The 12,236-nt window shown below is 72.9% G+C and carries 10 protein-coding genes; 6 read left to right on the top strand and 4 right to left on the bottom strand.

The window, feature by feature from the left end:
• The first annotated feature begins 83 nt into the window (after positions 1 to 83).
• From H4F90_RS13130 to H4F90_RS13110, 5 genes are all read left to right on the top strand, one after another.
• Entirely contained in the window at positions 84 to 2,000 is a 1,917-nt protein-coding gene (locus H4F90_RS13130) for a diguanylate cyclase domain-containing protein (RefSeq protein WP_182665321.1), read from the top strand.
• A gap of 126 nt (positions 2,001 to 2,126) precedes the next feature.
• A complete protein-coding gene (gene pqqA, locus H4F90_RS13125; protein WP_182665489.1) occupies positions 2,127 to 2,201 on the top strand; it encodes a pyrroloquinoline quinone precursor peptide PqqA in 75 nt (24 codons plus the stop codon).
• Positions 2,202 to 2,442: 241 nt separating this feature from the next.
• A complete protein-coding gene (locus tag H4F90_RS13120) occupies positions 2,443 to 3,345 on the top strand; it encodes an HDOD domain-containing protein (protein ID WP_182665319.1) in 903 nt (300 codons plus the stop codon).
• 71 nt (positions 3,346 to 3,416) lie between these two features.
• The gene (locus H4F90_RS13115) at positions 3,417 to 3,935 is read left to right on the top strand and encodes a glutathione peroxidase (protein WP_182665318.1); all 519 of its coding nucleotides are present in this window, start codon (positions 3,417 to 3,419) and stop codon (positions 3,933 to 3,935) included.
• 64 nt (positions 3,936 to 3,999) lie between these two features.
• Positions 4,000 to 5,238: an amino acid aminotransferase gene (locus H4F90_RS13110; RefSeq protein WP_182665316.1), complete on the top strand. Its 1,239-nt coding sequence runs from the start codon at positions 4,000 to 4,002 to the stop codon at positions 5,236 to 5,238.
• A gap of 103 nt (positions 5,239 to 5,341) precedes the next feature.
• Here the strand turns inward: H4F90_RS13110 and H4F90_RS13105 are convergent, their stop codons facing one another.
• Both H4F90_RS13105 and H4F90_RS13100 read right to left on the bottom strand, forming a co-directional pair.
• The gene (locus H4F90_RS13105; RefSeq protein WP_328700933.1) at positions 5,342 to 7,867 is read right to left on the bottom strand and encodes a TonB-dependent receptor; all 2,526 of its coding nucleotides are present in this window, start codon (positions 7,865 to 7,867) and stop codon (positions 5,342 to 5,344) included.
• 251 nt (positions 7,868 to 8,118) lie between these two features.
• Entirely contained in the window at positions 8,119 to 9,102 is a 984-nt protein-coding gene (locus tag H4F90_RS13100; RefSeq protein ID WP_182665314.1) for a TerC family protein, read from the bottom strand.
• 159 nt (positions 9,103 to 9,261) lie between these two features.
• On the opposite strand from H4F90_RS13100, the gene H4F90_RS13095 reads away from it, so the two are divergent.
• Positions 9,262 to 10,146: a LysR family transcriptional regulator gene (locus H4F90_RS13095; protein WP_182665313.1), complete on the top strand. Its 885-nt coding sequence runs from the start codon at positions 9,262 to 9,264 to the stop codon at positions 10,144 to 10,146.
• Between the two features lie 10 nt (positions 10,147 to 10,156).
• On the opposite strand, the gene glcF is transcribed toward H4F90_RS13095, so the two are convergent.
• Both glcF and H4F90_RS13085 read right to left on the bottom strand, forming a co-directional pair.
• Positions 10,157 to 11,428 (bottom strand): glycolate oxidase subunit GlcF, encoded by a 1,272-nt coding sequence (gene glcF / locus H4F90_RS13090; protein WP_182665311.1) that lies wholly within the window; start codon positions 11,426 to 11,428, stop codon positions 10,157 to 10,159.
• Between the two features lie 36 nt (positions 11,429 to 11,464).
• Positions 11,465 to 12,229, bottom strand: coding sequence for an LrgB family protein (locus H4F90_RS13085; RefSeq protein ID WP_182665308.1), 765 nt, complete (start codon positions 12,227 to 12,229; stop codon positions 11,465 to 11,467).
• Between the last annotated feature and the right edge of the window lie 7 nt (positions 12,230 to 12,236).

The following is a 12,236-nucleotide window of genomic DNA, read 5'->3' as shown; positions in this document are numbered from 1 at the left end:
ATGAGCGGCTGACTGCCGCACAGCCCCTGATGTCGCCCCCCGCCGATTCCCCAGGGCTCCTGCGCCTCCGTCGCGCGGCACCCTTGCGCGCCGCGCGTGGCTACGTGATCGGCGTCGCCCTCATCCTGGTGATGATGACGGCGCTGGTGCTGGGCCTCTCGCGCCAGCACGAGCTGGAGCGTGCCAAGCGCATGCTGCTGCTGGGGACCGAGCTTGCGTCGCGCCATGTCGGCGTGCTGCTGCGCCAGGCCGACAGCATCACCGCTGCGCTGGCGCAGGAGGCCGAGCGCGGGGCCGTCCCCTGGCGCGACGACGCCACCCTGATGGACATGGCGCTGCGCCTCAGCGTCGACGCACCCCAGGTGCTGGAGCTGCGCCTGGTCGATGCGGCCGGCGCGACCGTCGTCCACACCCTCGGCGGCCGGCAGGCGGAGGCGGCGGCCCAGCGGGCCGACGAGGCCTTCCGCTTTCACCGTGCCAGCCAGACCACCGCGACCCGCCTGAGCCCGCCGCGCCGCAGCGCCGCCAGCGGCCGCTGGGTGATGCCCCTGAGCCGTCGCCTGTCGGCCCCGGACGGGCGCTTTCTCGGCCTCGTCATCGCGGACCTCGACCTGGCCGCGCTGGGCGCGGTGTTCGACAGTGCCCGGCTGGGCGACGGGGCTGCCGTGGGCCTGGTCGAGCAGGGCGGCCGCCTGCTGCTGCGCCAGCCCTTCCGGCCGGACGTGCTGGGCATGGTCATGGATTCCCGCAGCTTCGGCCTGGCCGATCTGCCGGTGGAGGGGCGCAGCTTCGAGGCGCGCTCGCCGGTCGATGGCGTGCACCGCCTCTACAACGCCGTGCCGCTGCCGGCGCATCACCTGGTGGTGATTGCCGGGGTGGATCCGCAGGAGGTGCTGGCCCCCTGGCGCCGCAGTGCGCTCATCCACGGCAGCATCGTCTTCCTGCTGGTTGCGCTGCTGCTTGCGCTGGGGCAGCGCCTGCTGGGCGCCATCACCATGCAGGCCCGGATCGGCGGCGAACTGCAGGCGGCCAACCGGCGGCTGCGCGACATGAAGCTCGCGCTCGACGCGCATGCCGAGGTGCTGATCACCGATGTCGGCGGTCGCATCGTCGACGTCAACGACCGCTTCTGCCATTCCACCCGCGCCGAGCGCGCCGAGCTGATCGGCCTGGACCATCGCGTGCTGCGCTCGGGCCACCACCCGCCCGCCTTCTACCGCCAGCTCTGGCGCACCATCGCCTCGGGCCGGGTCTGGAGCGGCGAGATGATGATGCGGGCCTTCGACGGCATCAGCTACTGGATGGACACCACCATCGTGCCCTTCCTCGGGCCGGACGGCCGTCCGCAGCAGTTCATCGCCATCCGCTACAACATCAGCGCCCGCAAGGAGGCCGAGAGCGCGCTGGCGCGCACGATGCAGGCCCTCGCGCACAGCAACCACCGGCTCAAGACCCTGGTGGCCCACGATGCCCTGACCGGCTTGGCCAGTCGCCGCGAGTTCGACCGGGCCCTCGCCCGCGAGCTGCGCCGGGCCCTGCGCAGCCACCAGCCCTTGGCCCTGGTGCTCGTCGACCTGGACCACTTCAAGCGCTACAACGACCACTACGGCCACCCCGCCGGCGACAGCTGCCTGCAGGCCGTTGCGCGCAGCCTGCGCGCCAGCATCCAGCGCGAGGGCGATCTGGCCGCCCGCTACGGCGGCGAGGAATTCGCGCTGCTGCTGCCCGCCACCGATGCGGCCGGCGCCACCCGCGTGGCCGAGCGGCTGCTGGCCGAGGTCGAAGCCCTGGCGCTGCCGCATGCGGCCAGCCCGGCCGGGATCGTCACGCTCAGCCTGGGGCTTGCGGCCCTCCAGCCCACCGTCGCGTCCCCCGATGCGGCGGCCCGGCTGCTGCAGGCGGCCGATGACGCGCTCTACCAGGCCAAGCGGGCCGGGCGTTCGCGGCTGGTCGTCGGCGCGGCGCCGGCGCTTCAGGCCGCGGCCGAGTCCGGCTCATGATTTTCATGAGCCCGGATTCATGGCCGGCCGCTGGTTCCATCGGCCGGCGGCGCGCACAGTTCGATTCACGCGCTGACGCCGGATGCCCCGGAGCCCGGCGCAGCCCCAACCTCCAGGAGACCTGCCATGCTGTGGACCGCCCCCCAAGCCACCGACCTGCGTTTCGGCTTCGAGATCACGATGTACGTCTCGGCCCGCTGAGTCCGGCCCCGACGCGGCCCCGCCCGCGTCGTTGCAAAGCCCGCCCTCCGGCGGGCTTTGTCGTTTCTGGGCCCGCCGGCCCGGCCCAGGAAATGATGGGTGAAAGCCCCGCTGCTGCCGGCCTGGGCCGGCCGGCTGCGACCTAGCATCGATCGACCCTCCTCCCTGGCCGAACCGCCCGCTCCCCGCCGGCGGGCCGTGCTGCGGAGCCATTCCCCGCTCCGTCCGATCCGGCCCGACGATGCCCATCGCCCCCGCCCTGCGTCGCCTCGACATCGAACTGCCGGCCTGTCCGCGCAGCCTGGTCGAACTTGCTCTGCTGCTCGATGACGAGGGCGTGTCGCTGGCCCGTGTGGCCGCGCTGATCGAGGCCGACATGGCCCTGGCGGCGGCCGTCGTGCGCAGCGTCAATGGCGCCCACTTCGGCCTGCTGCGGCGGGTCGGCACGGTCAACGAGGCGCTGCAGCACCTCGGCTTCCGCGAGGTCTGTGCGCTCACCTATGCCATCGGCCTGCGCGGGGCCTTCCCGCCCAGCCCCTTCCTCGAAAGCCTGTGGAGCCGCGCCGGCCGCCGTGGCCGTGCGATGGGGGCCTGTGCCGCGGCCCTGGGCATCGACCCCTGGCAGGCCCACACCACCGGCCTGTTCGGCGAGGTCGGCGCAGCCGCCCTGCACCGCCACGACCCGCTGCGCAGCGCCGAGCTGCGGGCCCAGGCCGCCGAGCCCCTGCAGCGGGCCGCGGCCGAGATCGCCTGCTTCGGCGTCAGCCATGCCGCGCTGGGCGGGGCGCTGTGCCAGGTCTGGGGCCTGGCCGCCCCGGTGGCCGAGGCGGTGCGCCAGCGCCCCCTGGCCCATGCGCTGGCACGCGCCCAGGACGAGGCCACCGCCGCCCCGCTGCGGGCCGACTGGGCACACGAGGCGCCACCGCTGCGCCGCCTGCTGGCCCTGCTGGCCGCGACCGACCTGGCGCCCGCACTCGATCCCCTGCGACCGCCGACCCTCGATGCCGAGGGCTTCGCCGCCGAGGCCGATTGGGCCCGCGCCTGCGGCCGCCTGGCCCAGGAGGCCGGGCTGGATGCCGAGCTGCTCGTCGGCGAGCTCGGCCGCGCGCTGGCCTGCCTGGACACGCAGGCCGCCCCGGCCTGAGCCCGCCCCGCCACGGCCGCCGGGCGGGGCGGCTAGCATCGGCGGCTTCCCCGCCTCCGGTGCCGCCCGCCATGGCCTCTGACGCCGCCTCTGCCTCGGTCTTCGACTTCGAGGCCCTTGCCCTCGATGGCGCCCCCGCGCCGCTGGCCGCCCACCGCGGCCGCGTGCTGCTCATCGTCAACACCGCCAGCGCCTGCGGCTTCACCCCGCAGTTCGCCGGCCTGGAGACGCTGTGGCGCGAGCTGGGCCCGCAGGGCCTCACCGTGCTGGGCTTCCCCTGCAACCAGTTCGGCGGGCAGGACCCGGGCACGGCCGAGCAGATCGGTGCCTTCTGCCAGACGAACTACGGCGTGAGCTTCCCGATGATGGCCAAGGTCGAGGTCAACGGCCCGGGGGCGCATCCGCTCTTCGTCCACCTCAAGCGTGCGGCGCCGGGCCTGCTCGGCACCGAGGGCATCAAGTGGAACTTCACCAAGTTCCTGGTCGGCCGCGACGGCCGGGTGCGCAAGCGCTATGCGCCGACCGACACGCCGGCCGCGATCCGCCGCGACCTGGACGCCGCACTGGCCGAGCCCCGGCCGGCGGCCTGAGCCGGCGACCCCCCTTCCGCAGCCATCCCGCGCCGGCCACCGGCCCCGCGCCCTGGAGCCTTCCATGTTCGATCACGTCGAGCCCTACCCGGGCGACCCCATCCTCAGCCTGAACGAGGACTTCGGCCGCGATCCGCGCGCGCACAAGATCAACCTCTCCATCGGCATCTACTTCGACGACGAAGGCCGCCTGCCGGTGATGGCTGCCGTCAAGGAGGCCGAGGCCCGCCAGGCCGCCGCCGTGGCGGCGAACGGCGCCAAGCCCTACCAGCCCATGGAAGGCCACCCCGCCTACCGCGCGGCCGTGCAGCGCCTGCTGCTGGGCGAGGGCCACGAGGCCCTGGCTGCCCGCCGCGTCGCCACCTTGCAGACCCTGGGTGGCTCGGGCGGCCTGAAGGTGGGTGGGGACTTCCTCAAGCGCTACTTCCCCGACGCCACCGTCTGGGTCAGCGACCCGACCTGGGACAACCACCGCGCCATGTTCGAAGGCGCGGGCTTCCCAGTGAAGACCTACCCCTATTACCGCGCGGCCGACGGCGGCCTGGACTTCGAGGCCATGCTCGCCGCCTTCCAGGCCCTGCCCGCGCAGTCCATCGTGCTGCTGCACGCCTGCTGCCACAACCCGACCGGCGTGGATCTGAGCCCGGCGCAGTGGGATGCGCTGATCCCGGTGATCGCCGCGCGCCGGCTCATCCCCTACGTCGACATCGCCTACCAGGGCTTCGGTGCCGGCCTGGACGAGGACGCGTATGCGATCCGCGCCCTGGCTGCGCACCGGGGTGCAGACGGCCAGCCGATCCGCTTCTTCGTGGCCAGCAGCTTCTCCAAGAGCTTCTCGCTCTACGGCGAGCGCTGCGGCGGACTGAGCCTGGTCTGCGCCGACGCGGCCGAGGCTGATCGCGTGCTCGGCCAGCTCAAGGCCACGGTGCGCAAGAACTACTCCAGCCCGCCCACCCACGGCGCGGCCGTGGTCGCCCGCGTGCTGGACGACGCCGGCCTGCGCGCAAGCTGGGCGGCCGAGCTGGACGGCATGCGTGCCCGCATCGCCGCCATGCGCCAGCGCCTCTTCGAGGGCGTGAGTGCCCGCCTGGCCGCGGCCGGCGTGCCGCGCGACGTGAGCTGCCTCGTCACCCAGCGCGGCATGTTCAGCTACACCGGCCTGAGCGCGGCCCAGGTGGACCGCCTGCGCGAGCAGCATGGCGTCTACCTGGTGCGCTCCGGCCGCATGTGCGCGGCCGGCCTGAACGCCGGCAACGTCGAGGCCGTGGCCGCTGCGCTGGCGGCCGTCTGGGCCGAGGGCTGAGCCGCGTGCGGTCCCGGATCGCCCATGAACAAGGCGACCCGGAGGTCGCCTGCAGGGCGTTGGCCGGGCCGGGGGACAGCCTGCCCCCCGACGCGAAGCACGCTCAGTCGAAGGTGTAACGCAGACCGACGTAGAGGCTGCGCGGTGCACCCGGCGCGTAGAAGGTCGCGTGCTGCAGCGGCCGGTCGCCGTTGGCATTGACCGGGAAGGGCCGTGCCTGGAAGTTGCCGGCGGCGTTGAAGCCGGTCGGGCCCAGCTGGGCGGCGGTGCTGTACTTGCGGTCGAACACGTTGTTCAGGTTCGCGAAGAACTGCGCGCCCTTCGTGGCCTGGTAGCTGGTGTTCAGGTTCAGCACGGCGTAGCCGCCGTTCTTGCCCGAGCCGAGGTAGTAGGTGCCGTCCGGCCGATGCTCGCCGTTCTCGTTGCCGCGGGCCGTGCTGCCGCCGATGGCCTGCAGGTCGGCCCCGACGCTCCAGCTCGGCGTGGCCTGGAAGTCGGCGAAGAGCTTGACGATCTGGCGCGGCAGCATCGGGATGCGGTCGCCGGAGCGGACCTCGATCGTGCCGTCGACGCCCGGGAAGCCGGCTTCCGCCTCCTCATTGCTGCTGTTCGAGCTGCCGTTGACCGTTTCGCGGCTGCGGAAGGTCGCGTCGAGGAAGGTGTACTGGCCGCCGACGACCAGATCCCGGCTCAGCGCGTAGCTGGCACCCAGCTCGACACCCTGCCGGCGCGTCTTGCCGAAGTTCTTGAAGTAGCCGAAGCCGGCGGTGTTGTCGGCGACGAAGAGCAGGTCGTCGCGGTTGTCGGAGCGGAACACGCCCGCGTTCCAGCTCAGCGCCCCGCTGCGGCCCCGCAAGCCGGCCTCCAGCGTGGTGGTCACCACCTGCTTGAGCGGCGGATCGCCTGCGAAGGCATTCGGCAGCTTGCAGGGGTTGGCCGGGTCGGCGCAGCCCAGCTCGATCGCCGAAGGCGTGCGGCTGCCCTGGTTGGCGCCCAGGTAGGCCGTGACATCGTCCAGCGGGCTGAAGGTCAGGCCGACGGCCGGGTTGAAGCGGCTGAAGCTGTGGTTGCCATCCAGCGAGCCGGGGCCGCCGCCGGGCGTGATGCCGTCGCGGTTGCGGACCTCGGTGTGGTTGTAGCGGCCGGCCAGGGTCAGGAAGGTCTTGGGCGCCAGGGTCAGCGTGTCGCTCGCGTAAACGCTGAAGGTCTCGGTGCGGCCGCGCAGGTCGACCCGGGTGTCGTAGGGTGCGCCGTCGACGTCGCCGCCGGTCACGCCGCCGTCGCCGAAGGCGCCGACGCCGGTCACGCTGCGGTCCGGGTTCAGGTAGCCCAGCTCCGAGCTCTGCTTGAACTTGACGTGGCTCAGGTCATAGGCCACGCCCACCGCCAGGCGGCTGGGGCGTCCGAGCAGCGTGTCCTCGAGGTTGGCCTGCAGGGCCAGGCCCATGTTGTCCTGGTCGGTGCGGGTGCGGTTGATCACGCCGTTGCACTTCTCGGCCGGTTCGTCGTTCAGCAGGGCCTGGGCGATGCAGCGCCACTTGGGGAAGGGGGTGTTGCTTGCGTTCTCCCCCGCGGTCGGGAAGCCGGTGTAGCCCGCGGCCGTCAGGGCCGCACGCTCGGTCGCGTTCGGCTGGTAGAGCGACTGGTCGAGCGAGTCGTCGTTCAGGTCGCCGTTGAAGGTCGAGGTGCGGATGCGGCGGTAGTAGGTGTTGCCGCTGAAGGAGAGCTTGTCGCTGACCGTGTGGCTGCCCGTGAAGTTCAGGAAGAAGGAGCGGTTCTGCGTGTTGTCCGGCTTCGTGTAGACGCTGTTGTAGTCGCGGTCGAGGAAGCGCTGTTCCTGCAGCCCGTTGCCGTTGAGATCCGTGTCCGCGGCGGCCACCGTCAGCGCGACATCGGTCGCGCCGCTGCGCTTGCCGACCTTGGCCAGGATCTGCCGCACGTCCGACGGCGAGTCATCCCGCCAGCCGCGTTCGCGGAACAGGTTGCCGCTGACGAACCAGTGCAGGCCGTCGTCCTGGGAGCCGCCGGTCGCAAACTCGAAGGCGCGCCGGCCGTGCGAACCGCCCAGCACCTGCACCGTGGTGCCGGGGTTGCGCAGCCCGTCCTTGGTCTCCACCGCCAGGGCGCCGCCCAGGGTGTTCAGGCCGAAGACCGGGTTGGAGCCCGGCATCAGGGTGACCGAGCGCAGCGCCGACTTGGGAATCAGGTCCCAGCTCACCACGTCGCCGAAGGGCTGGTTCAGCCGCACGCCGTCCAGGTAGACGGACAGGCCCTGGGCGTTGCCCAGCAGCGGGGACGCCGTGAAGCCGCGGTAGTTCAGGTCGGGCTGGAAGGGGTTGTTCTGCACCTCGTTGACGTGGACGCTGCCGAGCCGGCGCGCCAGCACGGCGCTCAGGTCGGGGGCGTGGCTGGCGTCGAGCTCGCGGGTGCTCAGCGTCTGCACCGGTGCGGCCACCTCGTCCTTGCTGACGCTCAGGCCGGGCAGCGGCGTCACGCCGATCACGCGGACCGGCGGCAGGCTTCCGCTCGCGGGGGCATCGGCCGCCCGGGTGGGTGCCTGCAGGCTGAAGGCAGCCAGGAGGGCCAGCAGCAGGGGCTGCGGTTGCAGCGGGTGGATCGTGGACGGCACGCGGGGTCTCCTTCGGGTCGGGGGCGTGACCGGCGGGCGTGCGATGCGCCGGCCGGCCCCGTGCGGACACGGGGCCAGGATGCTGCGACGCACCGGACCGGTCCGCACCCAGGAAGAACTCCCAATCGATCCAGGCGAGGTGCTTCGCCGGGGTTCGTCAGCTTTAAGACAGGCTAAGGCGTCCTTCGCCCTCGATCTGACGCCCCCGCACCACGCGGGAAAGCCCGGGTGCGGGCGCGCGAAGCACAGCCTCAGGTCGACGCCGGCTGGCCGCGGGTCTTCCACATCGAGTAAGCGACGCCGGCTGCGATCAGGCCGAAGGTCACGCCCAGCGAGACCGGTGCCGGCACCTTGCCGATGAAGCCGACCAGGAAGATCTTGCCGCCGATGAAGACCAGCACCGCCGCCAGGGCGTACTTGAGGTAGTGGAAGCGGTGAATCATCGCGGCCAGCGCGAAGTACAGCGCGCGCAGGCCGAGGATCGCGAAGATGTTGCTGGTGTAGACGATGAAGGGGTCGGTGGTGATCGAGAAGATCGCCGGCACCGAGTCCACCGCGAACACCAGGTCCACCGCCTCGACCAGGATCAGCGCCAGCAGCAGCGGCGTGGCCCAGCGCACCGGGCGGCCGGTCCTGGGGTCGGGCTCGGTCACCAGGAAATTCCGGCCGCGCAGGCCATCCGTCACCCGCAGGTGGCGACGCAGGAAGGCCAGCAGCGGGTTGTTGGCGATGTCGGGTTCGGCATCGGCCATGCGCCACATCTTCACGCCGGTCAGCACGAGGAAGGCACCGAAGACGTAGAGGATCCAGCTGAAGCTGCTGACCAGGGTGGCCCCCAGTCCGATCATGATCGCGCGCAGCACGATCACGCCCAGGATGCCCCAGAACAGCACGCGGTGCTGGTGCTCGCGCGGGATGGCGAAGAAGCCGAAGATCAGCGCGATCACGAAGACGTTGTCCATCGACAGCGACTTCTCGATCAGGAAGCCGGTCAGGTAGTCCATCCCGGCAGTGGCGCCCAGCTCGGCCCACATCCAGGCACCGAACAGCAGGCCGGCGCTGATGTAGCCGGCCGAGAGCATCAGGCTTTCGCGCACGCCGATCTCGCGCTCGTCGCGGTGCAGCACGCCGAGGTCGAAGGCCAGCAGCGCGGTGACGATGCCGAGGAAGCTCAGCCAGAGCCAGGCGGGTTTGCCGAGGAAGTCGGCCTGGAGCAGGGGCAGCAGGAAGTCCATGGGGTGGGTTCAGGAAGCTCGCCGGCCCGGGACCGCCCGGGATGGGCGGTGGGGCGCGGCGCGACGGGGCGGATCATGGCCGCGGCCGGCATGATGAAAAATCAGCGCCAACGGAAAGGTTCTTCAGCTTTTCCCGAACCTCGCCTATGGAGCGGCCCGATGCTGAACTACCGCCACCTGCACTACTTCTGGGTCGTCGCCAAGGAAGGCGGCCTCAGCCGGGCCGCCGCGCGGCTGGGGGTGGCGGTGCAGACCGTCAGCGCCCAGGTCCGTGCCTTGGAGCAGGACCTCGGCCATCCGCTGTTCAAGCCAGCCGGCCGCGGCCTGGTGCTGAGCGAGGCCGGCCAGGAGGCCTTCGCCCGCGCCGAGGCCATCTTCCAGCTCGGGCAGGAGCTGCCGCAGGCCGTGCGCGCGGCGGCCACCGCGCCGGCCCTGCGCTTTGCCGTGGGCCTGTCGGACGGCCTGTCCAAGCTCGCCGCCCACCAGCTGCTGGCGCCGGGGCTGGACACGCCGGCCCTGCGCCTGCTGTGCCACGAAGGCGAGTTCGAGGCCCTGCTCGGCGAGCTGGCCCTGCATCAGCTGGACGTGGTGCTGGCGGGCCAGCCGGCCCCGGCCAACCCCAGCCTGCGCCTGAGCAGCCAGCGCCTGTGGGCGGCGCCCGTCGACTGGGTCGGGCCGCCCGCCCTGGTGAAGGCGGCCGAGCGCGCCGCCTTTCCGCAGTGCCTGGAGCAACTGCCGGTGCTGCTGCCGACCGGCCATTCGCCGCTGCGCGCGCGGCTGGACCGCTGGTTCGAGGCCCAGGGCCTGCGGCCCCGGCGGGTCGGCGAGTTCGAGGACAGCGCGCTGATGGCCGTCTTCGGCATGCAGGGCCTGGGCGTGTTCCCGGTCGCTCAGCTGGGCGACGAGGGCTTGAGCCCACCCTTCGGCCGCGCGCTGCGCCGCCTGGGCCGCTGCGAGGGCCTGGTCGAGGAGATCCACGCCATCCACTCGCGCCGTGGCCAGCACCATCCGCTGCTGCGGCGCCTGCTGGAGGCCGCGCGCTGAGGCGCGCCGCTCAGCGCGCGCCGGCGATGGCCTCGTCGACCAGCTCGATCCAGTGCCGCACCGGCGTGGCGGTGCCGCTCTGCAGGTGCTGGATGCAGCCGATGTTGGCCGAGACGATGGCCTGCGGGGCGATCGGCGCCAGGGCGTCGAGCTTGCGGTCGCGCAGCTGCTTGGACAGCTCGGGCTGCAGCACGGAATAGGTGCCGGCCGAGCCGCAGCACAGATGGCTCTCGGTGCGCGCGACCTCGACCTCGAAGCCCAGGGCGCGCAGGCCGGCCTCCACGCCGCCGCGCAGCTTCTGCGCATGCTGCAGGGTGCAGGGCGGGTGGTAGGCCAGGCGCGGCCGCGCCGGGCCGCGCGCCGGACTGCCGGCCGGCCGCGCCGGATTCAGCAGGGGTTGCAGGGCCGGCACCAGCTCGGGCAGCAGTTCGGAGGGGTCGCGCGTGAGCGCCGCGACCCGGGCGGCGCGCTCGGCATAGGCCGGGTCGTCGGCCAGCAGGTGGCCGTAGTCCTTGACCATGGCGCCGCAGCCCGAGGCGTTGACGACGAGGGCCTCGACCTCGCCGCGCTCGATCAGCGGCCACCAGGCGTCCACATTGCGGCGCACATCGGCCAGGCCCCCGGCCTGGTCGCCCAGGTGGGCGCGGATGGCGCCGCAGCAGCCGCCCTCGTTGCTGACCAGGGCCTGGATGCCGCAGGCATCCAGCACCCGGGCGGTCGCGCTGTCGATGTTGGGCGCCATCGCCGGCTGCACGCAGCCCAGGGGCATCAGCACCTTGCGGGCATGGGTGCGCTGCGGCCATTGCCGGGCGCGGGGGCCGGCGGCGGCCGGCACCTTGTCCTTGAGGGCGGCGGGCACCAGCGGCCGCAGCAGCTGGCCCAGCTTCATCGCGGGGCCGAAGAGCGGCGAGGTCAGGCCCTCCTTCAGCGCCCAGCGCGCGGCCCGTTCGCCGGCCGGCCGCTCGACCTGGGCATCGACCACGCGGCGGCCGATCTCGACCAGCTCGCCGTACTTCACGCCGCTCGGGCAGGTGGTCTCGCAGTTGCGGCAGGTCAGGCAGCGGTCCAGGTGCTGCTGGGTCTTGCGGGTCGGCGTCTGGCCCTCCAGCACCTGCTTGATCAGGTAGATGCGGCCGCGCGGGCCGTCCAGCTCGTCGCCGAGCAGCTGGTAGGTCGGGCAGGTGGCGGTGCAGAAGCCGCAGTGCACGCACTTGCGCAGGATGGCTTCGGCGGCCTGGCCGTCGGCCGTCCCCTGGTGGGCCGGGGCGAGATTCGTTTGCATGGGGCGAGTGTCGAAGATTCGGGGCGCTGGCCCGGCTCAGGGGCCGAACAGGCGCTGCAGCGCGGGCAGCGCCCAGGGCAGCAGCAGCGGCATCAGCAGGGCGGCCAGCAGCACCTGTACGCCGAGGGCGACGCCGGCATAGGCGCCGGCCTCGGGGTGGACCTGCAGCGCGCGCGCCGTGCCCAGGCCGTGCGCAGCGGTGCCGATCGCGAAGCCGCGCACCGCCCAGCGGCCGTGCTGGCCCGGGGTCGCGCGCAGGCCCATGGCCTGGAAGAGCGGGGTGGCCAGCAGCGCGCCGACCATGCCGGTGACCACGGCGATCAGCGCCGCCACCGCCGGAATGCCGCCCAGGCTGCTGGCCAGGCCCATGGCCACCGGCGCGGTCACCGACTTGGGCGCGAGCGAGGCCAGGATCTCCCCCGGCAGGCCGAGCGCCGCCCCCATCGCCACGGCACTGCCCGCGGCCACCGTGCCGCCACCCAGCGCGGCCAGCAGCAGGGCGGGGCCGCGGCGGCGCAGCTCGGCGCGGCGCAGCCACAGCGGCCAGCCCAGGGCCACCACCGCCGGGCCGAGCAGCACGTGGACGAACTGCGCGCCCGAGAAGTAGCCGGGGTAGGGCGTGCCGGTGGCCAGCAGCACGCTGCCGATCAGCAGCACCGACAGCAGCACCGGGTTCGCCCACGGCGCCTGGCCGCTGCGCTCGTAGAGCGCCTGCGCCGCCACATAGGCCAGCAGCGTCGCCGTCAGGCCGAACAGCGGCGTCGAGGCCAGGTAGACCCAGAGCTGGACGAAATCGGCCATGGCGGGC

Origin of the sequence: Aquariibacter albus (assembly GCF_014145335.1) — a bacterium.
Lineage (GTDB): Bacteria > Pseudomonadota > Gammaproteobacteria > Burkholderiales > Burkholderiaceae_C > Aquariibacter > Aquariibacter albus.
The sequence above is the reverse complement of the archived record's forward strand: the minus strand, read 5'-3'. Positions and strand labels throughout refer to the sequence as shown.